The organism is Nocardiopsis changdeensis (assembly GCF_018316655.1).
GTDB lineage: Bacteria > Actinomycetota > Actinomycetes > Streptosporangiales > Streptosporangiaceae > Nocardiopsis > Nocardiopsis changdeensis.
In genome coordinates this window covers 6,588,367-6,615,308 of sequence record NZ_CP074133.1, presented here as the reverse complement: position 1 = coordinate 6,615,308, position 26,942 = coordinate 6,588,367, and the positions used below count along the sequence as shown (strand labels likewise).

23 protein-coding genes and 2 tRNA genes are annotated in these 26,942 nt (G+C 74.0%); 18 read left to right on the top strand and 7 right to left on the bottom strand.

Annotated elements, in window-relative coordinates:
- The first annotated feature begins 173 nt into the window (after positions 1 to 173).
- The 3 genes from KGD84_RS29655 (at position 174) to KGD84_RS29645 (ending at position 2,095) form a co-directional block, all read left to right on the top strand.
- Positions 174 to 247 (top strand) — tRNA-Phe (locus KGD84_RS29655).
- 294 nt (positions 248 to 541) lie between these two features.
- Positions 542 to 1,336, top strand: coding sequence for a GntR family transcriptional regulator (locus tag KGD84_RS29650; protein ID WP_220563615.1), 795 nt, complete (start codon positions 542 to 544; stop codon positions 1,334 to 1,336).
- A gap of 3 nt (positions 1,337 to 1,339) precedes the next feature.
- Positions 1,340 to 2,095, top strand: a complete 756-nt coding sequence (locus tag KGD84_RS29645) for a glycosyltransferase family 2 protein (protein ID WP_220563614.1) — start codon at positions 1,340 to 1,342, stop codon at positions 2,093 to 2,095.
- Between the two features lie 13 nt (positions 2,096 to 2,108).
- Here KGD84_RS29645 and KGD84_RS29640 read toward each other — a convergent pair whose 3' ends face one another.
- Together KGD84_RS29640 and KGD84_RS29635 are read right to left on the bottom strand one after the other, a co-directional pair.
- Positions 2,109 to 2,753 (bottom strand): response regulator, encoded by a 645-nt coding sequence (locus KGD84_RS29640; protein WP_220563613.1) that lies wholly within the window; start codon positions 2,751 to 2,753, stop codon positions 2,109 to 2,111.
- The gene (locus KGD84_RS29635; protein WP_220563612.1) at positions 2,750 to 3,913 is read right to left on the bottom strand and encodes a sensor histidine kinase; all 1,164 of its coding nucleotides are present in this window, start codon (positions 3,911 to 3,913) and stop codon (positions 2,750 to 2,752) included. Before KGD84_RS29635 ends, KGD84_RS29640 begins: the two co-directional genes overlap by 4 nt.
- A gap of 120 nt (positions 3,914 to 4,033) precedes the next feature.
- On the opposite strand from KGD84_RS29635, the gene KGD84_RS29630 reads away from it, so the two are divergent.
- Positions 4,034 to 5,041, top strand: a complete 1,008-nt coding sequence (locus KGD84_RS29630) for a DUF418 domain-containing protein (RefSeq protein ID WP_220563611.1) — start codon at positions 4,034 to 4,036, stop codon at positions 5,039 to 5,041.
- Positions 5,042 to 5,132: 91 nt separating this feature from the next.
- Here the strand turns inward: KGD84_RS29630 and KGD84_RS29625 are convergent, their stop codons facing one another.
- Positions 5,133 to 6,560 (bottom strand): hypothetical protein, encoded by a 1,428-nt coding sequence (locus tag KGD84_RS29625; protein ID WP_220563610.1) that lies wholly within the window; start codon positions 6,558 to 6,560, stop codon positions 5,133 to 5,135.
- A gap of 73 nt (positions 6,561 to 6,633) precedes the next feature.
- Positions 6,634 to 7,743: an alcohol dehydrogenase catalytic domain-containing protein gene (locus KGD84_RS29620; RefSeq protein WP_220563609.1), complete on the bottom strand. Its 1,110-nt coding sequence runs from the start codon at positions 7,741 to 7,743 to the stop codon at positions 6,634 to 6,636.
- A 163-nt stretch (positions 7,744 to 7,906) separates the two neighbouring features.
- Here KGD84_RS29620 and KGD84_RS29615 point away from each other — a divergent pair, with 163 nt between their 5' ends.
- The 3 genes from KGD84_RS29615 to KGD84_RS29605 all read left to right on the top strand — a co-directional run bounded on the left by KGD84_RS29615 (position 7,907) and on the right by KGD84_RS29605 (position 11,347).
- On the top strand, positions 7,907 to 9,607 hold the full coding sequence (locus KGD84_RS29615) for a helix-turn-helix domain-containing protein (protein WP_220563608.1): 1,701 nt from the start codon (positions 7,907 to 7,909) through the stop codon (positions 9,605 to 9,607).
- A gap of 101 nt (positions 9,608 to 9,708) precedes the next feature.
- Positions 9,709 to 10,506, top strand: coding sequence for a nucleotidyltransferase domain-containing protein (locus KGD84_RS29610; protein WP_220563607.1), 798 nt, complete (start codon positions 9,709 to 9,711; stop codon positions 10,504 to 10,506).
- 43 nt (positions 10,507 to 10,549) lie between these two features.
- Positions 10,550 to 11,347 carry an alpha/beta fold hydrolase gene (locus tag KGD84_RS29605; protein ID WP_370634609.1) on the top strand — a complete coding sequence of 266 codons (798 nt, stop codon included), beginning with the start codon at positions 10,550 to 10,552 and terminating at the stop codon, positions 11,345 to 11,347.
- A gap of 28 nt (positions 11,348 to 11,375) precedes the next feature.
- On the opposite strand, the gene KGD84_RS29600 is transcribed toward KGD84_RS29605, so the two are convergent.
- Positions 11,376 to 12,038 (bottom strand): phosphotransferase, encoded by a 663-nt coding sequence (locus KGD84_RS29600; protein ID WP_255646868.1) that lies wholly within the window; start codon positions 12,036 to 12,038, stop codon positions 11,376 to 11,378.
- 8 nt (positions 12,039 to 12,046) lie between these two features.
- Positions 12,047 to 12,499, bottom strand: coding sequence for an RNA-binding S4 domain-containing protein (locus KGD84_RS29595; RefSeq protein WP_370634607.1), 453 nt, complete (start codon positions 12,497 to 12,499; stop codon positions 12,047 to 12,049).
- A 66-nt stretch (positions 12,500 to 12,565) separates the two neighbouring features.
- Here KGD84_RS29595 and KGD84_RS29590 point away from each other — a divergent pair.
- Together KGD84_RS29590 and KGD84_RS29585 are read left to right on the top strand one after the other, a co-directional pair.
- Positions 12,566 to 12,640, top strand: a tRNA-Asp gene (locus KGD84_RS29590).
- Between the two features lie 60 nt (positions 12,641 to 12,700).
- Positions 12,701 to 13,423, top strand: a complete 723-nt coding sequence (locus KGD84_RS29585) for an rRNA methyltransferase (protein WP_220563604.1) — start codon at positions 12,701 to 12,703, stop codon at positions 13,421 to 13,423.
- 7 nt (positions 13,424 to 13,430) lie between these two features.
- Here the strand turns inward: KGD84_RS29585 and KGD84_RS29580 are convergent, their stop codons facing one another.
- Positions 13,431 to 14,627, bottom strand: coding sequence for an MFS transporter (locus KGD84_RS29580; protein WP_220563603.1), 1,197 nt, complete (start codon positions 14,625 to 14,627; stop codon positions 13,431 to 13,433).
- Between the two features lie 165 nt (positions 14,628 to 14,792).
- Between KGD84_RS29580 and KGD84_RS29575 the strand changes: the two genes are divergently transcribed.
- From KGD84_RS29575 to KGD84_RS29535, 9 genes are all read left to right on the top strand, one after another.
- A complete protein-coding gene (locus KGD84_RS29575) occupies positions 14,793 to 18,470 on the top strand; it encodes a nitrate reductase subunit alpha (RefSeq protein ID WP_220563602.1) in 3,678 nt (1,225 codons plus the stop codon).
- A gap of 56 nt (positions 18,471 to 18,526) precedes the next feature.
- Positions 18,527 to 20,212 carry a nitrate reductase subunit beta gene (gene narH, locus KGD84_RS29570; RefSeq protein ID WP_220565377.1) on the top strand — a complete coding sequence of 562 codons (1,686 nt, stop codon included), beginning with the start codon at positions 18,527 to 18,529 and terminating at the stop codon, positions 20,210 to 20,212.
- Positions 20,213 to 20,222: 10 nt separating this feature from the next.
- Positions 20,223 to 21,026 (top strand): nitrate reductase molybdenum cofactor assembly chaperone, encoded by an 804-nt coding sequence (narJ, locus tag KGD84_RS29565; RefSeq protein WP_220563601.1) that lies wholly within the window; start codon positions 20,223 to 20,225, stop codon positions 21,024 to 21,026.
- A complete protein-coding gene (gene narI / locus KGD84_RS29560) occupies positions 21,023 to 21,775 on the top strand; it encodes a respiratory nitrate reductase subunit gamma (RefSeq protein ID WP_220563600.1) in 753 nt (250 codons plus the stop codon). Before narJ ends, narI begins: the two co-directional genes overlap by 4 nt.
- Before the next feature lie 49 nt (positions 21,776 to 21,824).
- Positions 21,825 to 22,772 (top strand): DUF5996 family protein, encoded by a 948-nt coding sequence (locus tag KGD84_RS29555; RefSeq protein WP_220563599.1) that lies wholly within the window; start codon positions 21,825 to 21,827, stop codon positions 22,770 to 22,772.
- A 123-nt stretch (positions 22,773 to 22,895) separates the two neighbouring features.
- Positions 22,896 to 23,177, top strand: a complete 282-nt coding sequence (locus KGD84_RS29550; RefSeq protein WP_220563598.1) for a GNAT family N-acetyltransferase — start codon at positions 22,896 to 22,898, stop codon at positions 23,175 to 23,177.
- A gap of 164 nt (positions 23,178 to 23,341) precedes the next feature.
- Complete coding sequence (locus tag KGD84_RS29545) at positions 23,342 to 23,941, top strand: GNAT family N-acetyltransferase (RefSeq protein ID WP_220563597.1); 600 nt, start codon at positions 23,342 to 23,344, stop codon at positions 23,939 to 23,941.
- A gap of 189 nt (positions 23,942 to 24,130) precedes the next feature.
- On the top strand, positions 24,131 to 24,346 hold the full coding sequence (locus KGD84_RS29540; RefSeq protein ID WP_220563596.1) for a heavy-metal-associated domain-containing protein: 216 nt from the start codon (positions 24,131 to 24,133) through the stop codon (positions 24,344 to 24,346).
- A gap of 103 nt (positions 24,347 to 24,449) precedes the next feature.
- Positions 24,450 to 26,669, top strand: coding sequence for a heavy metal translocating P-type ATPase (locus tag KGD84_RS29535; RefSeq protein WP_255646867.1), 2,220 nt, complete (start codon positions 24,450 to 24,452; stop codon positions 26,667 to 26,669).
- Positions 26,670 to 26,942 lie beyond the last annotated feature (273 nt).

Genomic DNA, 26,942 nt, shown 5'->3' with positions numbered 1-26,942 from the left:
TGTGGCGGGCCGGGGCGGTGGGGGAGGAGCGCGGGTGCGGCGTCGCGGTGGCGCGCGGCCGGTGGCCCTGGCCGGGGGAGGCCGGGAGGGGGCGACGAAGTGACAGCAGCAGTGACAGCAACGACAGCAGCCGGGGGTGGACTCTTCCGGACCGAGCCGGACGTGCGCCCCGCAGAGCAGGACGGGGCCGCTCCGCCTACCCCGCCTGAAAAGCGGAAGGTCGGCGGTTCGACCCCGCCCCTAGCCACAACCTCAAGACATGCGAAAAGGCCCCGCCACCTGTGCGAACAGGCGGCGGGGCCTTTTTCGTGTCTCGGTGGACGGCGGCGGGTCTCGGTGGGTGACCACGGCCAATACACGGCCACGTTCACGGAGACCGCCGACGCCCGTGCTGAACGCGTGCCGAAGGTCCCAGGCTCAGTAGCGGCGGCGGGTCTCCTCGAACCCCCGGGGGTGGGGCGCGCCGCGGGGGTGCGGGGCGGGCGGGGCCTGGCGGGGTTAGGGTCGGCGGGACGCCTAGGGGGAGGACGGGGGTCGGCGTATGGCCGCGGGGGAGGCCCACGAGCGCATCGCGGAGGACCTGCGGCGGCGTATCCGGGCCGGGGAAACGGAGCCGGGGGAGCCGCTGCCCGGGGAGGCGGAGCTGGCCGACGGCTACGGCGAGGCGCTGCCCGCCGTGCGCCGGGCCCTCGGCCTGCTGCGGGCCGAGGGGCTGGTCGAGGGCGGGGACGGGCGCGGGGACGTGGTGCGCAGGCCCCGCCGCGCGGTCCGCCGCTCCAACGACCGGCACCAGTGGGAGAAGGACCGGGCCCGGACGGGCCTGGGCGAGCGGCTGTCCACCGGCGCCACCGAGCGCGACACCGGCCTGGAGGTCGACGACCTGGTGTTCAGTGCCGCCTACCACCGGGTGGAGGCCGACGCGGAGCTCTCCAGCGCCCTCGGAGTCCCCGCCGGGACGGCGCTGCTGGAGCGCCTCTACCGGACCCGCCACCGGGACGAGCCCGTCCCGTTCAACCTGGTGCGCTCCTACCTGGTGGTGGACCTCATCGAGGGCAACCCCGACCTGCTCGACGAGACGAGGGAGCCCTGGCCCGGCGGCACGCAGAGCCAGCTGCACACCGTGGGCATCGAGCTCGACCGGATCGAGGAGCGGGTCACGGCCCGCCTCCCGACCGGGGAGGAGGCGGAACGGCTCGGCCTGGGCGCGGGCACCGCGGTCATGGTCCTGCACAGGACCTCGGTCGACACCCGGGGCCGCGCCGTCGAGTGGTCCGAGGTCATCCTCCCCGGGGACCGCACCGAAGCGGTCTTCACGACCCCGCTGGAGCGCTGGTAGCCGATGCCCCGACTGATCACCGTCATCACGGCGGTCCACGCGCCCGGGGCGGGGTTCCTGCCGGAGGCCCACCGGTCGCTGGCGGAGCAGGTACTGCCCGACGGCTGGGAGTGGCAGTGGGTCGTCCAGGAGGACGGCGAGACCGACGGGGTCAGCCCGTACCTGCCGGACGACGGCCGGGTGAGCTTCGGGCAGGGGCGGGCCGGCCGGGCGGGCATGGCGCGGACCCTGGGCCTCAGCCGGGCGGAGGGCGAGTTCGTCAAGGTGCTCGACGCGGACGACCGGCTCACGCCGGGGGCCCTGGCCCGGGACATCCGAGCCCTGACCGAGGGGGCGGCCTGGGCCACCTCGCGTGCCCTGGACCTGCTGCCGGACGGCACCACCGAGGGCTTCGACAGCGACCCCGAGGAGGGGCCGATCGAACGCGGCGCCGTGCTGGACTTCTGGAAGGCGCACGGCTTCCGGGCGCAGGTCCACCCCGCCACGCTGTGCGTGCGCCGGGACCTGCTGCTGGCCCTGGGCGGGTGGATGGCCCTGCCGGCCTCCGAGGACACCGGGCTCCTGCTCGCGCTCAACGCGGTCGCCCGCGGCTGGTTCACCGCCGAACCCGGCCTGCTCTACCGCAAGTGGCCCGGCCAGGTGACGGCGGCGGCCGCCCACCGGGACGAGGCCGAGCGCTCCGCCCGCATGGGCGTGGTCCGGGAGCGCGCGGAGGCCCTCGCCCTGACCGGCTGGGAGTACCGCGCCCCCGCCGGGTGACGCGGCGGGCTCCCTAGTCCATCAGGCCGTGCTCCCAGGCCCAGGCGGCGACCTCCACGCGGTTGCGCAGGCCGAGCTTGGCCTGGATGGCGGACATGTGGCCCTTGACGGTGCTGACCGAGATGAACAGCTCGTCGGCGGCCTCCTGGTTGGTGCGCCCCCGGGCGACGGCGCGGGTCACCTCGGTCTCGCGCTCGGACAGCGGGTTCGCAGGGGCCCGGCCGGGCGCCGCCGCGGTCAGGTGCCGCAGCAGCCGCAGGGTGACCGCCGGTGAGATGAGGGCGTCCCCGGCGTGCGCCGACAGGACGGCCTCGATGAGCAGGGCGGGCCCGGCGTCCTTGAGGACGAAGCCCACGGCCCCGCCCCGCAGCGCCCCGTAGACGTACTCGTCGAGGTCGAACGTGGTCACCACGACGACCCGCAGCGGGTCGGCCACACCCGGGCCGGCCAGCAGCCGGGTGACCTCCAGGCCGTCCAGGCGCGGCATGCGGATGTCGACCAGGCACACGTCCGGGCGCAGGCGCCTGGCCGCCTCGACCGCCTCGACGCCGTCCGCCGCCTCCGCCACGACGGTGAGGCCGGGGTGGCTCTCGATGATCCTGCGCAGGCCGTTGCGGATCATCGCCTGGTCGTCGGCCACCAGTACGCGGACGGTCATGGGCTCCTCCGGTCGGCGAGGGGCAGGACGGCGACGACGGACCAGCCGCCCCCGCCGCGGGGTCCGGCCTCCAGTGTGCCGCCCAGGGCCCGGACCCGCTCGCGCATGCCGACCAGTCCGTACCCGCCCGGCCGCGGCCGAGGGGGCGGGCCCGGGGCGTCGTCCGCGACCTCCACGGTGAGCTCCTCCCCGTCCCGGGTGACGCGGACGGTGACCTCCCCGGCGTTCGCGGCGTGGCGCGCGACGTTGGTCAGCGACTCCTGGACGACGCGGTGGACGGCGGCGGCGATCTCGGGCGGCCACGCCGGTTCGTCCTCGGGCCGGTGCAGGCGCACCGGAGGACCGCCCCGGCGCTCGAACCGTTCGACGAGGTCGGTGAGCCGCTCGGCGGGGGAGGAGAGGGAGGCGCCGTCCTCCTCGCGCAGCAGGCCGACGACGCGGCGCATCGCGGCCAGCGCCTCGGCCCCCTCGGCCTCGATGGCGGCGAAGGAGTCCCGGCTCCTCCCGCCGCCGGGACCCTCGGGGGCCTCGATCCGTCCGGCCTGCGCCTCGATCACGATGCCGGTGATGTGGTGGGCGACCACGTCGTGCAGCTCCCGGGCCACCGCCAGCCGCTCGTCGCGGCGCACCCGCTCGGCGGCCCGCCGCCGGCGGGCGGCCAGCAGGCGGGGGCCCAGGCCGGCCGCGAGGCCGCCCAGCCACAGGACCAGGTTCAGCCACACCACGGGCATGCCGGAGGAGGAGCCCAGTTCGGGGAGGGCGGCGATCCCGACCACCGCGAGCCCCCCGGCCGCCACCGCGCAGGCCGGCCGGGCCGGCAGGCGGCCGACGGCGGAGGCGGTGAGCACCGCCAGCGCGAGGGCCGCGGCCGGGCCGGGTTCCGCGGGCAGTCCGAACCACCAGGAGACCGGTACCGAGGCCGCCGCCACGGTCAGCCCGGCGGCCGCCGCCACCGCCCGGCCGCGGCGGCGCAGCAGGGCGATCACGCCCACCGCCGCGCCCGCGGCCGCCCCCGGCCACCAGTAGCCGCCGCCCCAGGTCGACGCGATGCCGTACGCCTGGAAGGCGATCGCCGCCGCCAGGACCGCGGCCAGGGCCGCGTCCGCCGCCCGGCCGCGCCACCGGGACCGCCCAGGGGAGGAGCCGTTTCCACTGTTCACGGGGTTCAGCCTAGGGACGCCCGGTCCGCCGGCGAACCGGCCGAAAGTACTGTCGCGGCGACCGCGAACCCTTCCTTCGGCCGGTGCCCGGGACCCGTCCCGCCCGTCAGGCTCGGCCCCATGGCAAACGAACCCTCCCTCCCGGGGCGCACCGCTCCGGACCCGCCGGCCCGGACCCGCCTCGTCGCGCTGGACGTGCTGCGCGGAGTCGCCATGTGCGGCATCCTCGTGTCCAACATCCGGCTGATCGCCGGCACCGCCACCGCCACCGTGGAGCCGCCCATGGGCGCCGCGCACGTGTGGCTGGGCCTCCCGGTCCTGTCCCTGCTGTTCGGCATCGGCTTCTCCCTGCTGCTGGAGTCCGCCCGCGACCGTGCCCCCCGCCCGCGGCTCGTGCTGCTGCGGCGCCTCCTGGCGCTCCTGGTGATCGGCCTCCTGCACCGGCTGCTGTGGCCGGGGGACATCCTCAGCGTCTACGCCGTCGTCGGCCTGCTGGTCCTGCTGCCCTCGTCCTGGCTGCCCCGGTGGGCGGTCGCCGGGGCGGCCGCCGCGCTCGTCCCGACGGGGCTGCTCCTCGGCATGGGGGGTCCGCTGCTGGTCGCCGGGCTGTTCCTGACGGGGTCGGCGCTGGTCCGCTACGGGGTGGTCGCGCGGATCGACCACTCCACCCGCGGGCCGGTCCTGGTGGGCCTGGCCTGCGCGGCGGGAGCGGTGCTCGCCGGGTGGGCGGCGCCGGCCGCGGCGGGGCCCGGGCCCGTGCCGTGGCAGGTCCTCACGGCGGACCTGCTGCGCACCGCGACGTACGTGTGCGTCCTGCTGGTCCTGCTCAGGACGCCGTTGCGGCCGGTACTGACGGCCGTCTTCGCGCCCCTGGGCCGGATCGCCCTGACCCAGCACCTGAGCGCCACGCTCCTGGTCCTGGGCGCCGCCCACCTCCTGGGCCTGCCGATCGCCGAGTCCCCTCCGGTGGCGCTGGCGGTCGCCGGGACGCTCCTGGCCGCGCAGTGGGTGTTCGCCGTCCTGTGGCTGCGCCGCTTCCCCCAGGGGCCGGTCGAGTGGCTCTGGCGCCTGGCCGCCTGGGGCCGGCGCGGCACCGTCGCCGCGCCCGGTGCCGTCCCGGCGGGCTGAACACCGCGGCGGACACGGCGGCGCCCCCGTCCCCCGGGGGATCGGGGGCGGGGGCGCCGGCCGTCGCGGCCGCCGGACGGGGCGGGGGCCGTCAGTCCCGGACGGCGTCGCCCGCGGTGTCGCCGGCGGCGTCCCCGGCGGCGTCCGGGGCGGTCTTCCCCCCGTGGTTGATCACACCGTCGTCCTCGCCGGAGAAGAACCGGCGGCCGTACATGAGCAGGCACAGGACGATGCCCACGGCGAAGCCCCAGGCGGCGCCGTTGAGGGCCAGGACGGCGCCGGTGACACCGGCGATGCCCAGGTCGGTCCTGCTGCGCGCCTCGAGGATGCCGACCTTGACGCTCACGAACCCCTGGATGATGAGGGTGAGGGCGAGCGCCACGCCGAGCACGGGTTCGACGAGCGACACGATCGGCAGCAGCCACAGGCCGGTGTTGGTGCCCCAGCGGAACGACCCGGCGCCGCTGAAGATCGACTGCATCGCGTCGCGGCCCTTCTTGTACCGCTCGGAGATGGCCACGTGCATCGCGGCCCACAGCGGACCGCACATGGTGACGTCCGGGCCGATCACGCCCATGACGGCGTTGCGGGCGCCGAAGATCAGGTGGGCGCGGTTCGGGTTGTAGCGGACCTTCTCGTCGGTGCGCACCTCGGCGGCCTCGTCGAGGACGGCGCGGGCCTGGAGCACGTCGCCGAAGACCACGATGTAGGCCGCGGCCACGGTCGGGATCACGGTGACCAGCATCGTCAGCGGGGGCAGGCCCACGCCGAAGACGGTGTACTGCGTCCACAGGGTGACGAAGTCGGGGGACGCGAAGCCCCACTCCAGGGTCGGCCAGGGCGCCTCGCCGAACAGCGGGGCGACGACGACGGCGAGCAGGATGCACGGCAGGATGCCCAGGCTCCCGATCAGCCGCAGCACACGGCTGCGCTTCTGCGCCGCGGCGAAGCCCTTGGAGTAGAGCAGGACGAAGGCCAGCCCCACGGCGATCGAGATCGTCCAGGGGAACGACTCGAACCGGCCGCCCTCGGCGAACACGCTCTGGACGGCGGCGAAGCCCGCGCCCACGACGATGCCCGCGCGCAGGGCGTTCGGGATGAACCGGACCACCTTCGCCGCCAGCCCGGTCACCCCCAGCGTGATCGACAGCGCGGCGAGCACGAGCTGGAAGGCGATGAGGGCGTGGACCCGCTCGGGGCCCTCGGGGAACTGCTGGCAGTACACCATGAGCAGGGGGATGGCCGGCGTGATCCAGCCCGGGACCACGGGGTCGCCGAGCAGGTGGTGGAGCAGGTAGAGCACACCGTTGAGGACGACCACGGCGAGCGCGGCCTCGAAGGGCATCCCGAGGAGCTCGACCAGCAGGGGGATCGCGGACAGGTCGACCGCGCACATGACCAGGCCCTGCGTGTAGTCCTGCCACTGGAACCGGTAGTGGACGAACGGCAGGCGGACCTCGAACGGTCCGGCCTTCCAGTGGGGGGAGGCGGCGTCCGGCCCGGTGGATCTCTTACTCATTGTTCAGTGCTCAGTGCTTTCGTGCGGTCCGGGCACGATGGCGCCCGGGATGACTTCTACGCGGATCGCCGGGTCACTCGTCGAAGACGATGACCTGGCGCACGGCCTTTCCGTCGGCGAGCTCGTCCATGGCCTCGTTGATCTCGCCCAGGCGGATCCGGCGGCTGATGAGCCGCTCCACGGGCAGGCGGCCCTCGCGCCACCACTGGGCGAAGGTCGGGATGTCCCGGGCCGGGACGGCAGAGCCCAGGTAGGAGCCGATGACGGTGCGCGCCTCGGCGGTCATGGTGAGCGGGGAGAGCCGCGCCGTCGCGTCGGGGCCGGGAAGGCCGACGGTCACCGTGCGGCCGCCCGGGGCCGTGGCCGCGAACGCGGTCTCGAACGCGCGCGGGTGCCCGGCGCACTCGATGACGTGGGACGCCCTGATGCCCTGCGCGGACACCTCGTCCGGGGTGTAGGCGCGGGTGGCGCCCAGCTCCCGGGCCAGCTCCAGCTTCTCGGGGACCGTGTCGACGGCGATGACGTCGCCGGTCACCTGCGCCGCGGCGGCCAGCAGCGCGGCCATGCCGACACCGCCCAGGCCCACGACCATGACGCTCTCGCCCTCCCCGGGCCGCACCGCGTTGAGCAGCGCCCCGCCGCCGGTGAGCACGGCGCAGCCGAGGACCGCCGCGACCTCCGCGGGGACGTCGTCGTCCACGGGGACCAGCGAGGCGCGGTCCACCACGGCGTGGGTCGCGAAGCCGGAGACCCCCAGGTGGTGGTGGACGGTCTCGCCGTCGCGGGTGAGGCGCCGGCCGCCGTTCAGCAGGCGCCCCTCGTTGTTGGCGACGCTGCCCGGCCCGCAGGGGAGGCGGCCGTCGGTGCGGCAGCCGTCGCAGTCACCGCAGCGGGGGAGGAAGGCCATGACGACGCGGCGGCCCACGGCGAGGTCGGTCACCTGGGAGCCGACGGCCTCGACCCGGCCGGCGGCCTCGTGGCCGAGGAGCATGGGGACCGGGCGGACGCGGTTGCCGTCGAGCACCGACAGGTCCGAATGGCACACCCCGGCCGCCTCGATCCGCACCCGCACCTCGGTCGGTCCCGGATCGCCCAGCTCCAGTCGCGTCACGCTGACGGGGGCCGAGCCGGCGTACGGCCGCGGCATCCCGATCCGCTCCAGCACCGCTCCGGTGATCCGCATCGTCGTCCGTCCTTTCTCGTGTGGTCCGCGTACGCCTCAAGACGAGCGGAAGCCCGGTCGGAACCGACATATACGGCTTGACCAGGCAACTTACAGAAAGTTAACGGGCCGGTGATGTAGCACACGATGTGCTGGAGGCCATTGATCCTCCTACGATGTGTGCATGGAGCACACCATGCGGCGTTCCCGCGAGGACCTGCTGCGCGTCCTGCTCGACACGGCCACCGACCTCGCGGCCCTGCGGGACGTGGAGGCCGTCCTCCAGGCGATCGTCCGCCGTACCCGCGCCGTCGTCGGCGCGGACATGGCCTACATCAGCCTCAACGACCCCGAGCGCGGCGACACCTACATCCGCCAGTCCGACGGCGTCACCACACCCGCGTACCGCGCCCTGCGGATGCCGCTCGGGGTCGGGGTGCTGGGGCAGGTGGCCACCGGCCTGGCGCCCTTCCAGACCACCGGGTACCTGGACGACGCCTCGGTCGTCCACGACCCCGAGGTGGACGAGATCGTGCGCGCGGAGGCGGTGGAGACGATCATGGGCGCGCCCCTCACGGTCGCGGGGCGCGTGATCGGCGCGCTCATCGTGGCCGAGCGCCGTGCGCGCCGCTTCGGGCCGGAGGAGGTCAGCTGCGTCGAGTCGATCGCCAAGCAGGCCGCGGTGGCGATCGACAACTCGCTGCGCTTCGAGGAGACGGCCCGCCAGGCGGAGCTGTTCAACGCCGAGCACAAACGCAGCGCCGCCGAGCTGCAACTGGCCACCCGGATCCTGGAACTGGACCGCAGGCTGCTGGACGCGGTCATGGTGTCCCCCGACGTCGGGCGGGTCCTCACCGTCGGACGGGGAGCGCTCGACGACGACCTGTACCTGCGGGACACCACGGGCGCGCTGATCGCCACGACCGCGGACCCGGCCGGCGGGGTCCCCGAGTCCGGGACCGCCGTCGCGGTCACCGCGGCGGCCGAGACCCTGGGCAGCCTGCACACGGGGCCGGTCCTGGGCGCCGACGGCAGGGCGCTGCTGGAGAGGGTCGCCGTCCACGCCGCCCTGGCCCTGCTCTTCAGCCGGGCCGAGGAGGACACCGACCTGCGCGGCCAGGACGAGCTGATCGACGACCTCCTCTCCGGGACCGGTCTCCCGCACGACCGGCTGGAGCGGCGGATGCGCCGCTGGGGCCTGCACACCGACGACCGCCTGTGGTGCGTGGCCCTGGACGTGCCCGCCGCGCAGGCGCGGCGGTACCGGCAGGTCCTGCGGTCGGCCCTCGGCCGGACCGTGATGACCGCGCACTCCGACCACCTGTGCCTGGTGACCGCCTCGCCCGACTGGGAGAACAGGCTGCGCACGGCGTTCGCCGGCCAGGGCCGACCGCTGCGGGCCGGCGCGGCGGGCCCGGTCACGGCGCCGGGGGACCTGCCCGACGCGCACCGGCGGGCCTCGCTCGCGCTCGGGTCGCTCATCACCCTGGACCGGGACGGAGTGCTCGACGGCGACCGGCTGGGCATGGTCCACGCGATCCTCGACCTGGCCCGCACCGGGGGCCTGCCGGAGTCGCTCACCCGCGGCATCGACCCGCTGCTGGCCTACGACAGAGAACGGGGCACCGAGCTGGCCCGCACCGCCTTCTACTACCTGGAGACCGACGGCAGCGTCGCCCGGGTGGCCGAGCTGCTGCACCTGCACCGCAACACCGTGCGGCAGCGGCTCACCCGGATCGGCGCCCTGCTCGGCCCGGGCTGGGACGCCTCGCCGCGCCGCCTGGAGACGCACCTGGCGCTCCAGGTGCGCGACGCCCAGGTCGGCCTGCGCCGCCCCGGGGGTACGGCGCGGCGGACGGACCCGGGGCCCGTGCCGCCCGGCTGACCCGGGGGCCGCGCCGCGCCCTCCACGCCCTCCCTGGGCCCGTGTCGCCCGGCCGGGAATCGCGTTGCGGGTGCGGCGGCCGTTCCGGCAGGCTGGGCGCCATGGACGAGGACGGTGCGGACAAGGGGCTCGCCCCCGACGGGACGATCGCGCGCGAGGGCGCCGCGGACCGTGTGGCCCCGGTGTTCGCCCCGGTGGTCGAGGCCGCCCGGGAGCGGATCACCGCGGCCTACGGGGACGCCCTGCACGGCGTCTACCTGTACGGCAGCATCCCCCGCGGGACGGCCCGGCCGGGCCGCTCCGACCTGGACCTGATGCTGGTGTTCCACGAGCCGCCCACCGGCGCCGACCGGGAGGCGGCCCGGAGGATCGAGGCGGAACTGGACGCCGCCTTCGAGCAGATCGACGGGGCGGGCATCCTGCTGGAGGACGCGGCGGCGGTCCGCGCCGACCCCGACGACAACGGATTCTTCGTCGCCTGCCTGTGCACCCCGCTGCTGGGGGCCGACCTCGCCGACGAGCTCCCCGCCTACCGCCCCACCTCCCTGCTGGCCCGGGAGACCAACGGTGACCTGCACCTGTTCCCCGAACGCTGGCGTGCGGCCGCCGACGGCGGGGAGGACCCGCGCGCCGTGGTGCGCCGGGCCGCCCGCAAGACCATGCGCAGCGCGTTCACCCTGGTCATGCCGTACTGGGGCGGCTGGACCAGCGACCTGGAACGCTCGGCGGAGATCGTCGCCCGGTACCACCCGCGCTGGACCGCCGACCTGCGGCGCACCGCCGCCGCGGCCCTGGACCCCGTCCCCGACCGGGGGCTGCTGCGGATGATCACCGACGATCTCGCACCGAGCGTCGCCGAGGAGTACCGCCGGGCCCACGGCGTGAAGACGCCGAGGTGACGGGGGTGACCGGGGCCACGGCCGGTGGGCGCTTCTTCGAGTAGTGTCCGGTTCCGTGAGCCACGTGACCGTTTCCGACGGAACCCGCATCTGGTACGACGTCCTCGGCGAGGGCGACCCCCTCCTGCTCTTCAACGGCCAGGCCCTCGACCACGAGATGTGGGACGGGCCGCACGCCGCCCTGGCCGAACGGCACCGGGTGGTCCGGACGGACTTCCGGGGCACCGGCGGCAGCGATGCCCCGCTCGACTCCCCGTACTCCCTGGACCTGTTCGTCCGGGACGCGCTGGAGGTGCTGGACGCGCTCGACATCGGGCGCGCCCACGTCTACGGGTTCTCGATGGGCGGCAAGGTCGCCCAGCGGATGGCGGCCGCCCACCCCGAGCGCGTGGGGGCCCTGGTCCTGGGCGCCACCGCCCCGGGTGGACCGAACGAGGTGGAGCGGCCCCGCGAGTCCACCCTGGCCCTGCGCCAGGCGAGCACCGCCGCGGGCGCGCGGAAGATCGGCCCGCTGTTCTACACCCCGCAGTGGGCGGACGCGCACCCGGACACCGTCGCCCGCATCCTGCCGCGCGGCCCGCTGCGCGCCCAGCGCCTGCACTTCGGGGCGAGCTCCGAGCACGACGGCTGGGACCTGCTGCCGGACGTCCAGGCGCCCACGCTGGTCGTCCACGGCGAGGACGACGAGCTCACCCCGGTCGGCAACGCCGTCCTGCTGGCCGAACGCGTCCCGGACGCGCGCCTGCTGGTGCTGCCCGGCCTGCGCCACGGCTACCTGCACGAGGGCGGGCCCAAGGCCACCCGCGAGGTCCTCGACTTCCTCGCCGCCCACCCCCTCTAGCGGACCGCCTCCGCGGCTGCGGCCCGTCTCACGCGGAGGCCCGCCCGCGGACCGCCTCGGCGGCCGCGGCCAGGACGCGCTCCTCCTCCGGTGCCAGGTTGGGATCCCCAGCCCTCAGCTCCACGGCCGCGTCCAGCAGCCGCACCGGATCGCCCCGGGTGTGTGAGAGGAAGGCTCCCAGCCCCTCCCCGGCCAGGGCGGCCACCGGCCCGGGGAACGTCCCGGCCAGCGCCACCTGCGCCAGGATCAGCGCCGACAGCGCCACGTCCAGGTCGGCCTCTCCCTGCCGGGCGTTGGTCCAGTCGATGAGCACCGGCCCCGTGGCCGTGAGGACGACGTTGTCCGGGTGCAGGTCCAGGTGCAGCAGCACGCCCCCGCCGCCCGGCGCGGGCAGGGCGTGCAGCCGCCCCTGGAGGTCCGCCATGATCCGGCCGGTCTCCTCCGCGGTGACCTCCCCCGCCAGCGCCGCGCCCAGGAGGGACGGGCCGTGCAGGCGCTCCATGACCAGGTCGGGGCCGTCGACGGAGTACACCCGGGGCACGGGGAGGCCGAGGCCGGCCACGTGCCGCATGACCTCCGCCTCCACGGCCGGGGAGCGGCCGTCCCGGCTGCGGCGCAGCACGCGGTGCCCGTCCAGGGCGAAGACGTCGGCGTCGCGGCCGGAGGCCAGGAGGGTCGGGATGTCGGCCACGGGGGTCCTCAGGGGTTCGGGGGCGGCGGCAGGTCGCTGCGCAGCCGGTCCAGCAGGCGCCGGTCCTTCTTGGTGGGCCGTCCCGCGCCCCGGTCGCGGCGGATCACCGGGATCGTCGCCTGCGGCGGGGGCTCGGGGGTGTTGTCCACGTAGCAGCGGACCGCGATCGGCGCGGCCACCCGCTTCTCCAGCACGTGCCCGACCTCCACGATCCGTGTGGTGCCGTGCAGCCGCACCCGCACCTCGTCGCCGGCCTTCACCGTGGAGGCGGGCTTGGCCGGGCGGTCGTTGACCCGCACGTGGCCGCCCCGGCAGGCCTGGGCCGCGTCGGAGCGGGTCTTGGTGAGGCGGACGGCCCACAGCCAGCGGTCGACCCGGGTGCTGTCGGGACCGGACGGGAGGGGGACTGCGTCGCTCACGTGTGCGGCTCCTTCGGTTCGGACGGGCTTTCGGGGCGTCATGAGTCACTTTATGGGGACGGCGGTACGAACCACTCCGAAGTCACGCTAGAGTTGTACCTGCAACGAGGTCCTGTGGAGCAGTTAGGAGTGCTCGCCACCCTGTCAAGGTGGAGGCCGCGGGTTCAAATCCCGTCAGGACCGCACGCGAAGGCCCGGTGTCCCAGGACGCCGGGCCTTCACCGTTGTCCGGGGAGGAACACGATGACGTACCGGTACGCGGTCGAGCGCACCGACCACTCGGCGCTCGCGAGCGGCCACGTGCTCCGCTCGGCCCCCGGGTTCCCGGGGTTCCCCGTGCGCCTGGCCGACGAGCTCTTCCAGCGGGCCGCGGTGCACACCGGGCTCCCGGCCGTACGGCTGTGGGACCCCTGCTGCGGGAGCGGCTACCTCGCCACCGTCCTGGGCCTGCTGCACCGGGAGCGGATCGCCTCGGTGCGCGCCACCGACGTCGACCCCGACGCGGTGGAGCTGGCCGGGCGCAACCTGCGGCTGCTGACCGCGGAGGGACTGGCCGAGCGCGAGGAGGAGCTGCGCCGGTCGGCCCGCGACTTCGGCCGCCCCTCCTTCGTCGAGCGGGCGGAGGACGCCCGCGGACTGGCGCGGGGACTGGCCCGGGCCGGGGGCGACCTGCCGCACGAGGCGGCCGTCGCCGACGTGTTCTCCGACCCCGGGCCGGTGGCCGCCGACCTGGTCGTCACCGACGTCCCCTACGGCGAGATGACCGCCTGGGCGGGCGAGGCGCCCGGGGAGGACCCGGTGGGCGCCCTGCTCGCCTCGCTCGGCCGGGCCCTGCCCCCCGGGGCCGTCATCGTCGTGACGGCCCGCACGCGCCGGGTCCCCCTGCCCGAGGGCGTGCGCGCCCTGGAGCGGGTCAGGGTCGGCGTCCGGGCGGCGGTGCTGGTGCGCGCCCGGGACGTCGCCTGAGCCCGCGTCAGCCCGACGCCTCCTTGAACGCCCGCGAGGTGTACAGGCCCACCGCCAGCGCCACCAGGGCCAGCAGCACGAACCCGATGGTGTAGGCGCCCGTCGCCTGGTAGATCACGCCCATCACCAGCGGCGGGAAGTACCCGCCCAGCCCGCCGGCCGCGCCGACCAGGCCGGTCACGGTGCCCACCCGGGACGGCTCCACCAGCTTGGCCACCAGCGCGAACACACCGCCGGTGCCCAGGCCCAGGGTGATCGCGATGAGCACGAACGACACCCCGGCCGGGAACTCCGCCGGCGGGTGCAGGGCCAGGATGACGGCGCACGCCGCGGTGCCGAAGAACGAGATCAGGCACACCTTCACCGCGCCGATGCGGTCCGAGAGGGTGCCGCCCGCCGGCCGCGCCGCCACCGCCGCGACGGCGAACCCGGCGGTGCGCATGCCCGCGTCCGACTGCAGGTAGTCGTAGGACAGCGTCAGCAGCGTCGGCAGGTAGGTGGAGAAGGCCACGAAGCCGCCGAAGGCCACCGCGTACAGCAGCGACGCCTGCCAGGTGGCCCGGATCCGCATCGCCTCGCGCATGCGCGGCAGCGCGGGCCCGGTGCGCGGGGACCACCCGGGCGCGTTGCGGCAGAAGAACCACATGACCGCGCCCATCACGGCGAGCGCCGCGCACATCAGCAGGTGGGTGGTGAACAGTCCCACCGCCTCGACCAGGCGCGGGGTGAGGAACGCAGACAGCGCCGTGCCGCCCATGCCCGCGCCGAACACGCCGGTGGCGAACCCGCGCCGGTTCGCGTCGTACCAGGCGTTGACGAACGGGATGCCGACCGCGAACGACGTGCCCGCGACCCCCAGGAAGAAGCCCCACAGCAGCAGCATCCCGAACGACCCGCCGGACAGGCCGACCAGGAACGTCGGGACGATGCTGACGAGGCAGATCACCGTGAACATCACCCGGCCGCCGTAGCGGTCGGTGAGCGCCCCGACGGGGATGCGCCCCAGCGAGCCCACCAGGACGGGGAACGCCACCAGGAGGGACGTCTGCGTGGGGGACAGCCCCAGGTTCTCCGAGTAGGTCTTGGACAGCGGTGCGATGAGGTTCCACGCCCAGAACGTCAGCGCGAACGCGGCCGTGGCCAGGGCGAGGTTGCCGCCCGCCGTACCGGAACGCGTCGCCCGTCGCCCGACTTCCGCTCGCATGGCGGCTCCCCGTCTTTCGGCACCGATCTCGGCGATTCGAATGGATCTGCCGCGATTGTCGCCCGAACCGGTGTGGGAAGCGTGACTTTCCGAGCCGAACAGGCATATTCATTAACGGAATGTGGCGGGTGCGGGAAGTGCGCTGTTGAACGGGGTGTCATCTTCATGGCGGCAAATGGCAAAGCGAGCGACTCGCTGCTCCGCCTCGGTACCTACCTGACCGGATCGGAGTCCCTGGACGGGAACCGTGCCCAGGTCAGAAAGGGGGGCCGTGAAGGTGACGTCTTCTATCGGGACCGCTGGAGCCACGACCGCGTCGTGCGTTCCACGCACGGTGTCAACTGCACCGGTTCCTGTTCTTGGGATGTCTATGTAAAAGACGGGATCATCACTTGGGAAACCCAGGCGACCGATTATCCGTCGGTGGGTCCCGACCGTCCCGAATACGAGCCCCGGGGCTGTCCGCGCGGTGCCGCCTTCTCCTGGTACACCTATTCGCCGACCCGTGTCCGCTATCCCTACGTGCGGGGGGTGCTGGCCGAGATGTACCGGGAGGCGAAGGGCCGGCTGGGCGACCCGGTCGCGGCCTGGGAGGAGATCACCACCGACCCCGCCAAGCGCCGCCGCTACCAGCGGGCCCGCGGCAAGGGCGGCCTGGTGCGCACCACCTGGGCGGAGGCGCTGGAGATCGCGGCCGCCTCGCACGTGCTGACGATCAAGCGCTACGGCCCGGACCGGATCGCGGGCTTCTCGCCGATCCCGGCGATGTCGATGGTCTCCCACGGGGCGGGCGCCCGGTTCGTCAACCTGATCGGCGGCTCCATGCTGTCGTTCTACGACTGGTACGCCGACCTGCCGGTGGCGTCACCGCAGGTCTTCGGTGACCAGACCGACGTCCCTGAGTCGGGGGACTGGTGGGACGCCGCCTACCTGGTGCTGTGGGGCTCCAACGTGCCGGTCACCCGCACGCCGGACGCGCACTGGATGGCGGAGGCCCGCTACCGGGGCCAGAAGGTCGTGGTGGTCTCCCCGGACTACAGCGACGCCACCAAGTTCGCCGACGAGTGGCTGGCCCCGCACCCGGGCACCGACGGGGCGCTGGCCATGGCGATGGGCCACGTCATCCTCAGGGAGCGGTTCGTCGACGCGACCGTCGACCGGTTCGACTCCTACGCGCGCACCTACACCGACCTGCCGTTCCTGGTGGAGGTCGAGGAGAGGGACGGGCGCCGGGTGCCGGGCAAGTTCCTCACCGCGGCCGACCTGCCGGGCGCGGAGGGCGTCGCCAACGCCGACTTCAAGCCCGTCGTGTGGCCGCGCGGGGAGGACGCCCCCTACGCGCCCAACGGGACCCTCGGGCACCGGTGGGGCGAGGACGGCGTCGGCAAGTGGAACCTGCGCCTGGAGGGGCGGGTCCCGGAGCTGACCTTCTACGAGGAGGGCGCCGAGGCCGTCGAGATCGCCCTGACCCGGTTCGACACCCCTACCGGAGAGGCAGGCGTCCTCACCCGGGGCGTGCCGGTCCGCCGGGTGGGCGGGCGCCTGGTCACCACCGTGTTCGACCTGGTCCTGGCCCAGTACGGGGTGGGGCGGTCGGGCCTGCCCGGCACCTGGCCCACCGGCTACGACGACGCCTCCCAGCCCTGCACCCCCGCCTGGCAGGCCGAGCTGACCGGGGTCCCGGCCGAGCGGGCCGAGCGGATCGCCCGCGAGTTCGCCGACACCGCCGAGGCGAGCGGGGGCCGCGCCATGATCATCCTGGGCGCGGGCACCAACCAGTGGTTCCACGGCGAGAACGCCTACAGGGCCTTCCTGGCGCTGCTGCTGCTCACCGGCTGCCAGGGGGTCAACGGCGGCGGCTGGGCGCACTACGTCGGCCAGGAGAAGTGCCGCACCGCCACGGGCTGGGCGGCCTACGCCTCCGGCATGGACTGGTCGCGCCCGCCCCGGTTCATGGCCGGGACCTCCTACTGGTACACGCACACCGACCAGTGGCGCTACGACACCTACCGGGCCGACGCCCTCACCACGCCGCTGGGCCCGGGGAGGCTGCGGGGCCGCCATACCGCGGACCTGGTGGCGGCCTCGGCGCGGATGGGGTGGATGCCGTCCTTCCCCACGTTCAACCGCAACCCCGTCCACCTGGGCAAGGAGGCGGCCGAGCTGGGCAGGGACCCCGCCGAGTACGTGGCCGACCAGCTGGCCGAGGGGACGCTGCGGTTCGCGGCGGAGGACCCCGACGACCCGGCGAACTGGCCCAGGACCCTCACCGTCTGGCGGTCCAACCTGTTCGGCTCCTCGGCCAAGGGCAACGAGTACTTCCTCAGGCACCTGCTGGGCACCCACTCCAACCTCCGGGCCGAGCCCGCGGGCCCCGACGACCGGCCGGCCGAGGTGACCTGGCGCGACGGGATCCCCGAGGGCAAGCTCGACCTGCTGCTGTCCATGGACTTCCGGATGACCAGCACCACGCTGCTGTCCGACATCGTGCTCCCGGCCGCGACCTGGTACGAGAAGCACGACCTGTCCACCACGGACATGCACCCCTACGTGCACGCGTTCAACCCGGCGATCGACCCCCCCTGGGAGGCCCGGACCGACTTCGCGATCTTCCAGGAGCTGGCCAAGGCGTTCAGCACCCTGGCCGCCGAGCACCTGGGGGAGGTCACCGACCTGGTCGCGGTCCCGCACCAGCACGACACGCCCGGGGAGCTCGCCCAGCCGCACGGGGTCCCGACGGACTGGAAGGCCGAGGGCGTGCGCCCCGTCCCGGGGCGCACCATGCCCGGCATCGTCGCGGTGCGCCGCAACTACTCGGCGATCGCCCAGAAGATGGCGGCGCTGGGCCCGCTCGCCGAGACCAAGGGGCTGCCGGTCAAGGGCGTGTCCTTCACCCCCGACGAGGAGGTGGAGTGGCTGCGGGAGCGCAACGGCACGGTGCACGGCGGGGTCGCGGACGGCCGCCCCGCCCTGGACACCGACGTCAAGGTGTGCGAGATGATCCTCGCCCTGTCGGGGACCAGCAACGGCCGGCTGGCCGCCCAGGGGTTCGAGCGGCTCGCGGAGCGCACCGGCACCGACATGGACGAGCTCATCGCCCACTCCGCCGAGCGGCGCGTGGTGTTCGCCGACGCCCGCACCGGTCCGACGCCCGTGGGCACCAGCCCCGAGTGGTCCGGCAAGGAGTCGAGCGACCGCCGGTACTCGCCGTTCACGATCAACCTGGAGCACGACAAGCCCTGGCACACCCTCACCGGGCGCCAGCACTTCTACCTCGACCACGACTGGATGCAGGAGTTCGGCGAGGCGCTGCCGGTGTACCGGCCGCCGCTGGACATCTCCCGGCTGTTCGGGGAGCCGCGGATCGGGCCGACCGGTCAGCGCGAGGTGGTCGTGCGCTACCTGACCCCGCACTCCAAGTGGTCCATCCACTCCGAGTACCAGGACAACCTGCTCATGCAGACCCTGTCCCGGGGCGGCCCCACCATCTGGATGAGCACGGCCGACGCCGAGGCCATCGGCGCCGCCGACAACGACTGGGTGGAGGCGGTCAACCGCAACGGCGTGGTCGCCGCCCGCCTGGTGGTCTCGCACCGCATGCCCACCGGGACGGTGTACATGTACCACGCCCAGGAGCGGACCATCGACGTGCCCCTGACCGAGACGACGGGCCGCCGCGGCGGCATCCACAACTCGCTCACCCGGCTGCTGGTCAAGCCCACCCACCTCATCGGCGGGTACGCGCAGTTCACGTACGCCTTCAACTACCTCGGACCGACCGGAAACCAGCGCGACGAGGTCACCGTCGTGCGCAAAAGGACGACGGAGGTGCGTTACCGGTGAGCACCGCGCAGGGGAGCGCCGGGGAGCGGGCGGGACGGCGGCCCGTCGGGCGCGTCATGGCGCAGGTCGCCATGGTCATGAACCTCGACAAGTGCATCGGCTGCCACACCTGCTCGGTCACCTGCAAGCAGGCGTGGACCAACCGCAGCGGTGTGGAGTACGCCTGGTTCAACAACGTCGAGACCCGGCCCGGCCAGGGGTACCCGCGCACCTACCAGGACCAGGAGAAGTGGCGGGGCGGTTGGGTGCGCACCTCCCGGGGGCGCCTGGTGCCGCGGGCGGGAGGGCGGCTCAAACGGCTGGCGACGATCTTCGCCAACCCCGTGATGCCCTCCATCCACGACTACTACGAGCCCTGGACCTACGACTACGACACGCTCCTCAGCGCGCCGCTGGGCGACGACTTCCCGGTCGCCTCGCCGCGTTCGGCGCTCACCGGCGACCCCATGCCGGTCACCTGGAGCGCCAACTGGGACGACGACCTGGCGGGCGGGCCGGAACTGGCCCGGCACGACCCGATCGTGAAGAAGCTCGGGGACAGGGTGAGGTTCTCCTACGAGGAGACCTTCATGTTCTACCTGCCGCGCATCTGCGAGCACTGCCTCAACCCGTCGTGCGTGGCCACCTGCCCCAGCGGCGCCCTGTACAAGCGGGCCGAGGACGGCATCGTGCTGGTGGACCAGGACCGCTGCCGGGGCTGGCGGATGTGCGTCACCGGCTGCCCGTACAAGAAGATCTACTTCAACCACAAGACCGGCAAGGCCGAGAAGTGCACGTTCTGCTACCCCCGGGTCGAGGTGGGCATGCCGACGGTGTGCTCCGAGACCTGTGTGGGGCGCCTGCGCTACCTGGGGGTCGTCCTCTACGACGCGGACCGGGTGGGGGAGGCCGCCGCCGTGGAGGACGAGAAGGAGCTCTACCGGGCCCAGTTGGACGTGTTCCTCGACCCCGACGACCCGGCGGTGCGCGCCGCCGCCGCCCGCGACGGCATCCCGGACCGGTGGGTGGAGTCGGCGTCCCGGTCGCCGGTGTACGCGCTGGCCAAGCGGTTCGGGGTGGCGCTGCCGCTGCACCCGGAGTACCGCACCATGCCGATGGTCTGGTACGTGCCGCCGCTGTCGCCGGTGGTGGACACGCTCACCTCGACCGGGCACGACGGCGAGGACGCCGACAACCTGTTCGGCGCCATCGACGCGCTGCGGATCCCCGTGGAGTACCTGGCCGAGCTGTTCACGGCGGGCGACCCGGAACCGGTGCGGCTGGTGCTGCGCCGGCTGGCCGCCATGCGCTCCTACATGCGCCGGATCAACCTCGGCCGGGAGCGCGACGCGTCCATCGCCGAGGCGGTGGGCATGAGCGGCCGCGACATCGAGGACATGTACCGCCTGATGGCACTGGCCAAGTACGACGAGCGCTACGTCATCCCCACGGCCTACGGGGTGGACGACGCCGACCGGGGGGTCATCGACGAGATCGGGTGCAGCCTCGACTTCGAGGGCGGCCCCGGCATGGGCGGGATGGGCGGGGTGCCGTTCGGCGAGGCGTCCGGGCGCCCCGACGCGGCCTCGGTCGAGACCTTCCACGCGCTGTCGGACCGGCAGTCCAGCGACGAGCACGCCACCAAGAGGGGGAGGGTGAACCTCCTCAACTGGGACGGGAACGGCCGGCCCGACGGGCTCTTCCCGCCCCGTGCGGGCGACCACGACACCGACGGCGGAGGCGGCTCCGGCCGCCCCGCGTGAGGGGGTTGCAATGAGCACCACCACCGACAGGACCGGGTCAGGGGGGACCGCGCCGGCGTCCGGGCGGGAGAGGACGGGCTGGCTCGGAGCCGGCCGGTCCGCACGGCGGGTGCACCGCAGGGCGGTCACCCACCAGGCGGCGTCCATCCTGCTCGGATACCCCGACCAGGCGTTCTTCGAGCGGCTGCCGCTGGTGGCCCTGGCGGTCGCGGAACTGCCCCGCGGGACCGTGCGCGAGGCCCTGCACGAGTTCTGCGAGCACGCCTGCGCCACACCCGAGCTGGAGCTGTGCGCCCACTACGTCGACGTCTTCGACCTGCGCCGGCGCAGGTCGCTGTACATGACCTACTACACCGACGGGGACACCCGGCGGCGCGGCCACTCCCTGGCCGAGATCAAGGCGGTCTACCGGGAGGCGGGCTGGGAGGTCCTCCCCGGCGAGCTACCCGACCACCTGGCCGTGCTGCTGGAGTTCGCCGCCCGCGGCTCCGACTCCCGGGGGGAGGAGCTGCTGCTGCGGTTCCGGCCGGGGCTGGACCTGCTGGCCCGGGCCCTGGAGGAGTACGGGACGCCGTACGCGCGTGTGGTGGACGCGGTCCTCCAGACCCTGCCGCCGCAGCGCGCGGCCGACCGGGAGGCGGTGGACCGGCTGGTCGCGCAGGGGCCGCCCGCGGAGGACGTGGGGCTGGAGCCCTACGGGGTGCGCAACCCGCTGCCGGTGGTGGACACGGGCGCCGGGCCGGGCGGTTGCGGGGACGGGGGCCACGGCCCGGTGCCGCACCCGCGCACGGCCCGGGACGGGGAGGCCCGGTGACCGGGTACGGCGGGGCCGACCTCTTCCTGTGGGGGATCCTCCCCTACGTCGTGCTCGTCATCGTGGTGGGCGGCCTGGTCTGGCGGTTCCGCTACGACCGGTTCGGGTGGACCACGCGGTCCTCGGAGCTGTACGAGTCGCGGCTGCTGCGCATCGGCAGCCCGCTGTTCCACTTCGGCCTGCTGGTGGTGATCGTCGGCCACGTGGTCGGCCTGCTCGTCCCGGAGTCCTGGACGCGTGCGCTGGGGGTCTCCGACACCCTGTACCACGTGACCGCGCTGTCCCTGGGGCTGGTCGCCGGGGTGTGCACGCTCGCCGGGGTGGCGCTGCTGGTGTGGCGCCGCCGCACCACCGGCCCGGTGTTCAGCGCCACCACCGCCAACGACAAGGTCATGTACCTGGTGCTGGTGCTGGCGATCCTCACCGGGCTGGGCATGACGGTGTACTTCGCCGGGGTGGAGGTCGCGGGCGGGCACTCGCAGGACTACCGGGAGACGGTGTCGCCGTGGTTCCGGTCCATCTGGATCCTCAGCCCGGACATCGCGGCCATGGCCGCGGCGGAGCTCCCGTACCGGGTGCACGCGCTGATGGGGCTGGCGCTGTTCGCGCTGCTGCCGTTCACGCGCTTGGTGCACATGTTCAGCGCGCCGGTGGGATACCTCTTCCGGCCGTACGTGCTGTACCGCACCCGGGACGTGCACACGGGCGGGGCCGGGCAGGCCGAGCGGGCCGGCCGCCGCGGCTGGTGACCGCGGGGCCGGCGGCCGGCCCCGCGGGCTTTCGAGGAGGAGGCCGAGCATGGAGATCTTTCCGGCGTTCCCGCTCCAGGAGTGGGACGACACCAAGCAGACCATCCACCGGTTCGAGCAGATCGTCGGCAAGGTGCGGCTGCACCACAGCCCGCGGCGCAACCACTGGTGGAACGTGCCGTTCCACCTGACGGGGAGCGGGGTCACGACGCGGCCGATGGGGCTGTCCGACGGCAACCCGGTCTTCACGGTGGACTTCGACTTCGTGCGGCACCGGCTGGTCGCCGCGACGGTGGACGGGAAGGAGGCGTCGTTCCCGCTTCAGGGGCAGAGCGTGGCGACGTTCTACCTGGCGTTGCAGTCGGCGCTGGACTCGCTGGGGGTCGACGGGAGCATCCCCCACGCCACACCGTTCGACCTGCCGGACCACGGGCGGCCGTTCTCGCAGGACACCGAACACGCCGCCTACGACCCGGACAAGGCGCTGAAGTACTGGCAGGTGCTGAGCCGGGTGAACCTGGTGCTGGAGGAGTTCGCCTCCGGGTTCTCCGGCAAGACCAGCCCGGTGCACCACTTCTGGCACACCTTCGACATCGCGGTCACCCGGTTCTCGCCGGAGCCGGTGCGCCAGCCCCGGGAGGCCGGGGGGCTGGTGCGCGAGGCGTACTCGCGGGAGGTGGTGAGCTCCGGTTTCTGGTTCGGCGACGACAGGGTCCCCGAGCCGTGCTTCTACTCCTACACCGCTCCGGAGCCGGAGGGGCTGACGGAGCAGCGCCTGAGGCCGGCCGCCGCCGAGTGGGTGGAGAGCGGTTCGGGGCACCTGGCGCTGTACCGGTACGCGGACGCGCGCAAGGAGGCGGACCCGGTCGGGTCGGTGCTCGAGTTCCTGGAGAGCGCGTACCTGGCGGGGGCCACCCTGGCCGGGTGGGACGTCGCGGGGCTGGCGTGCCCTCAGGGGATCACCGACCCCTACGCGGGCGGGCGCACCGGGGACTGAGCGGGGCCGGGGCCCGGCGCCGGCGCATGCCCGCAGGAGGGGCGGGGTGTGGGCGGGGGGTCCGAGTGGGAAAGTGGCATTCGTGAGGTGTGCGCACCGGGCGCGCACGAACGAGGGAGAGCCATGGACCTGACGGTCGTCGACGTGCCGGACCGTTCGCGGTACGAGGTCAGCGTCGATGGGAAGGTGGTCGGCTTCTCGGCCTACCACCGCCTGGAGGACGGGGTGCTGGCGCTTCCCCACGTGGAGGTGGACCCCGTCCACCAGGGGCGCGGGGTGGCGGCCGAGCTCATGCGCCGGTCGCTGGACGACGTGCGGGCCAAGGGGCTGAAGGTCATGCCGGTCTGCCCCTACGCGCAGGCGTACATCGCCAAGAACGAGGAGTACGCCGACCTCGTGCAGTGAACGGGAACGCCCACCCGGCAGGGGATACCGGGATGAGGGGGACGCGCGGGTGCTTTCGTGATTTTCCGTCCATGTGATTGCATCCGTGTTCTTTCGGTCACGGCGAATGACCGCTAGTGTTCTGGGTCACAGTGGTGGTCATTGTGTTCGAGAGGGAGCCCCCCATGTCCATCGTCTCCATCGAGCCCGCCACCGCCGAGCGGTGGGACGACCTGGAGAACCTGTTCGGGCCGACCGGAGCCTACGGGCACTGCTGGTGCACCTTCTTCCGCAGGCGGGCCAAGGACTACACGGAGAGCACCACGTGCGAGCGGTCCAGGCGGGGTGCGGACAACAAGGAGGAACTGCGCAGGCTCACGCTCGACGGCCGGATCCCGGGCCTGCTGGCCTACGACGAGGAGGGCCCCTGCGGCTGGGTGTCGGTGGCGCCCCGCGGCGACTACATCCGGCTGTCCCGGTCCCGGACGCTGCGCCCCGCCGACCCGGACGAGCCCGGGGTGTGGTCCCTGGTGTGCTTCTGGCTGCCGCCGCGGCGCCGCCGCCGCGGGATGGGCGGCCGCCTGCTGGACGGGGCGATCGAGTACGCCCGGGCGCAGGGGGCGCGGGTGCTGGAGGCCTACCCGGTGGACACGGCCGGCGGCCGGGCACCCAGCGCCGAGGTGTACGCCGGAACGGTGGAGATGTTCCGGCGGGCCGGTTTCACGCTGGCGGACCACCACACCAGTGAACGGATCATCGCCCGACTGGAGCTGAAGCAGGAGTAGCCCCCGGGGGTGCTCGCACGGGGGCCCGGGCCGTGCCCGAGGGCCCCCTTCCTTTGACCGCCCGGTACCCCCCTGGGGTAATGTGCGGAGGGACACGTTCGTCGCGGGCGGTTCCGCTTGACGAATTCATACCCCCTAGGGGTATAGTCGGTCGTGCTGGGACAGTCGCACGTCACTACAGGAGGCGAAATGGCCACCACGACCACCGCTGTTTACACCGTCGACGGCATGAGCTGCGGCCACTGCGTCAACTCCATCACCCAGGAGGTCGGCACGGTCGCCGGCGTCACCGACGTCCAGGTGGACCTGGGCACCAAGAAGGTGACCGTCACCGGCGAGGGCACCGTGGACGACGCCGCCGTGCGCGCCGCCATCGACGAGGCCGGCTACGAGGTGCGCGACTGAGACGCGGGCGGCCACGGAGCCGGGGCGCGGCGCCCGCGGCCTCGTGGCCGGAGCCGGCCCGCGGGCCGGACCCGTATCCCGCCGCAGGAGGGGGACAGGACGGATGAGCGCACCGGTCGAGCTGGCGATCGGCGGCATGACCTGTGCCGCCTGCGCCAACCGTGTCGAGAAGCGCCTCAACCGGCTGGACGGCGTCACCGCCACCGTCAACTTCGCCACCGAGAAGGCCAGGGTCTCCTTCGACGGCGAGCCCCTGGCGGTGGAGGAGCTGATCGCCCAGGTCGAGAAGGCCGGGTACACCGCCGAGGTGCCCCGTCCTCCCCGGACCGGCCCGGAGCCCGGCGCCGAGCCGGACGACCCGGCCCGGCCGCTGCGCGACCGGGCCGCCGTCTCCCTCCTGCTGTCGGTACCGGTCATCGCGATGGCGATGGTCCCCGCGCTCCAGTTCACCTACTGGCAGTGGGCCTCGCTCGCGCTGGCCGCCCCGGTCGTCGTGTGGGGCGCGCTGCCCTTCCACGTCGCCGCCTGGAAGAACCTCAGGCTCGGCACCGCCACCATGGACACCCTGGTCTCGCTGGGTGTCTCCGCCGCGTTCCTGTGGTCCCTGTACGCGCTGTTCCTCGGCACCGCGGGCGAGCCGGGGATGACGCACCCGTTCGAGCTCACCATCGCCCGCACCGACGGCTCCGCCGACATCTACCTGGAGGTCGCCGCCGGGGTCACCTCCTTCATCCTCCTGGGCAAGTACTTCGAGGCCCGGTCCAAGCGCCGGGCCGGCGCCGCCCTGCGCGCCCTCATGGAGCTGGGAGCCAAGGAGGTGGCCGTCCTGCGCGGTGACCGCGAGGTCGCCGTGCCCGTGGACCGGCTCGTGGTGGGCGACCGGTTCGTGGTGCGGCCTGGTGAGAAGGTCGCCACCGACGGGACCGTGGAGGAGGGCACCTCCGCCGTCGACATGAGCATGCTCACCGGCGAGTCCGTGCCGGTCGAGGTCGGCCCGGGCGACGCCGTGGTGGGTGCCACGGTCAACGCCGGCGGACGCCTGGTCGTGCGCGCCTCCCGCGTCGGATCCGACACGCAGCTCGCGCAGATGGCCCGCCTGGTCGAGGACGCGCAGAACGGCAAGGCCGAGGTCCAGCGCCTGGCCGACCGGGTCTCGGGCGTCTTCGTCCCCGTCGCCATCATGATCGCCGTCGCCACCCTCGGCTTCTGGCTCGGTGTCGGCGAACCCGCCACCGCCGCCTTCACCGCGGCGGTCGCGGTGCTCATCATCGCCTGCCCCTGCGCCCTGGGCCTGGCCACCCCGACCGCGCTGCTGGTCGGCACCGGGCGCGGCGCCCGGATGGGGATCCTCATCAAGGGCCCGGAGGTCCTGGAGACCACCCGCCGCATCGACACGGTCGTGCTGGACAAGACCGGCACCGTCACCACCGGCACCATGGCGCTGGTGGAGGTCGTCGCCGCCGAGGGCGAGGACGGGGACGAGGTGCTGCGGCTGGCCGGGGCCCTGGAGAACGCCTCCGAGCACCCCATCGCCAAAGCCGTCGCCACCGCGGCCGCCGCCCGCGGCACCCTGCCGGTCCCCGAGGACTTCGCCAACGTCGAGGGCCTGGGCGTGCAGGGCATCGTCGACGGCCGCACCGTCCTGGTCGGCCGCCCCGCGCTGCTCCGGGAGCGGTCACAGCCGCTGGGCGAGGACCTCGTCCAGGCACTGAAGGAGGCCCGGAACCAGGGCCGCACCGCCGTGGCCGTCGGCTGGGACGGCGCCGCCCGGGGTGTTCTCGTGGTCTCCGACACCGTCAAGCCCACCAGTGCCGAGGCCGTCCGCTCCTTCCGGGAGCTGGGTCTGACCCCGATCCTGTTGACCGGTGACAACGAGGCCGTGGCCCGGACGGTGGCCGACGAGGTGGGCATCGAGGAGGTCATCGCCGAGGTCATGCCCCGGGACAAGGTCGCGGTGGTCGAACGCCTCCAGGCCGAGGGGCGCACCGTGGCCATGGTCGGCGACGGCGTCAACGACGCCGCCGCCCTGGCCCGCGCCGACCTGGGCCTGGCCATGGGCACCGGCACTGACGTCGCCATCGAGGCATCCGACCTCACCCTAGTGCGCGGCGACCTGCGTGCGGCGGCCGACGCCATCCGCCTCTCCCGCCGCACCCTCAACACCATCAAGGGCAACCTCTTCTGGGCCTTCGCCTACAACGCGGCCGCCATCCCGCTGGCCGCCGCGGGACTGCTCAACCCGATGCTGGCCGGTGCCGCCATGGCGGTGTCCAGCGTGTTCGTGGTGACCAACAGCCAGCGGCTGCACCGCTTCGGCCGCTGAGCCGCGGATGCCCGCCGCCGTGGCCGGGACCGGTCACGGCGGCATCGCCCCAGGCCGCAGGGCGGGCGGCGGGCCACGGGAGGGGGCGGGCCTCGCCCCGGCGGGACCCCGGGCGCTAGTGTGAGCCCGCACACCCGCAGGGGTTCCGGGCCGGGTACGTCCGGGGCCGCCGTGTCCAGGCCGCGTCAGCCCACTCCCCGAGGTCGCCGTGTCTTCAGGATGCCCCCACGCCGCGCTGTACCAGAGTGAGCCGCACCCCGACCCGTACGGCGT

Excerpts from the sequence above, each read along its gene's own strand:
- KGD84_RS29625 (WP_220563610.1), bottom strand. The coding sequence starts at position 6,560 with ATGAGTAAGAGATCCACCGGGCCGGACGCCGCCTCCCCCCACTGGAAG.
- KGD84_RS29550 (WP_220563598.1), top strand. The coding sequence starts at position 22,896 with ATGGACCTGACGGTCGTCGACGTGCCGGACCGTTCGCGGTACGAGGTC.
- narH (WP_220565377.1), top strand. The coding sequence starts at position 18,527 with ATGGCGCAGGTCGCCATGGTCATGAACCTCGACAAGTGCATCGGCTGC.
- KGD84_RS29615 (WP_220563608.1), top strand. The coding sequence starts at position 7,907 with ATGGAGCACACCATGCGGCGTTCCCGCGAGGACCTGCTGCGCGTCCTG.
- KGD84_RS29535 (WP_255646867.1), top strand. The coding sequence starts at position 24,450 with ATGAGCGCACCGGTCGAGCTGGCGATCGGCGGCATGACCTGTGCCGCC.
- KGD84_RS29640 (WP_220563613.1), bottom strand. The coding sequence starts at position 2,753 with ATGACCGTCCGCGTACTGGTGGCCGACGACCAGGCGATGATCCGCAAC.
- KGD84_RS29620 (WP_220563609.1), bottom strand. The coding sequence starts at position 7,743 with ATGCGGATCACCGGAGCGGTGCTGGAGCGGATCGGGATGCCGCGGCCG.
- KGD84_RS29575 (WP_220563602.1), top strand. The coding sequence starts at position 14,793 with ATGGCGGCAAATGGCAAAGCGAGCGACTCGCTGCTCCGCCTCGGTACC.
- narJ (WP_220563601.1), top strand. The coding sequence starts at position 20,223 with ATGAGCACCACCACCGACAGGACCGGGTCAGGGGGGACCGCGCCGGCG.
- KGD84_RS29545 (WP_220563597.1), top strand. The coding sequence starts at position 23,342 with ATGTCCATCGTCTCCATCGAGCCCGCCACCGCCGAGCGGTGGGACGAC.
- KGD84_RS29650 (WP_220563615.1), top strand. The coding sequence starts at position 542 with ATGGCCGCGGGGGAGGCCCACGAGCGCATCGCGGAGGACCTGCGGCGG.
- KGD84_RS29540 (WP_220563596.1), top strand. The coding sequence starts at position 24,131 with ATGGCCACCACGACCACCGCTGTTTACACCGTCGACGGCATGAGCTGC.
- KGD84_RS29595 (WP_370634607.1), bottom strand. The coding sequence starts at position 12,499 with ATGACGCCCCGAAAGCCCGTCCGAACCGAAGGAGCCGCACACGTGAGC.
- KGD84_RS29630 (WP_220563611.1), top strand. The coding sequence starts at position 4,034 with ATGGCAAACGAACCCTCCCTCCCGGGGCGCACCGCTCCGGACCCGCCG.
- KGD84_RS29555 (WP_220563599.1), top strand. The coding sequence starts at position 21,825 with ATGGAGATCTTTCCGGCGTTCCCGCTCCAGGAGTGGGACGACACCAAG.
- KGD84_RS29585 (WP_220563604.1), top strand. The coding sequence starts at position 12,701 with ATGACGTACCGGTACGCGGTCGAGCGCACCGACCACTCGGCGCTCGCG.
- KGD84_RS29645 (WP_220563614.1), top strand. The coding sequence starts at position 1,340 with ATGCCCCGACTGATCACCGTCATCACGGCGGTCCACGCGCCCGGGGCG.
- KGD84_RS29580 (WP_220563603.1), bottom strand. The coding sequence starts at position 14,627 with ATGCGAGCGGAAGTCGGGCGACGGGCGACGCGTTCCGGTACGGCGGGC.
- KGD84_RS29610 (WP_220563607.1), top strand. The coding sequence starts at position 9,709 with ATGGACGAGGACGGTGCGGACAAGGGGCTCGCCCCCGACGGGACGATC.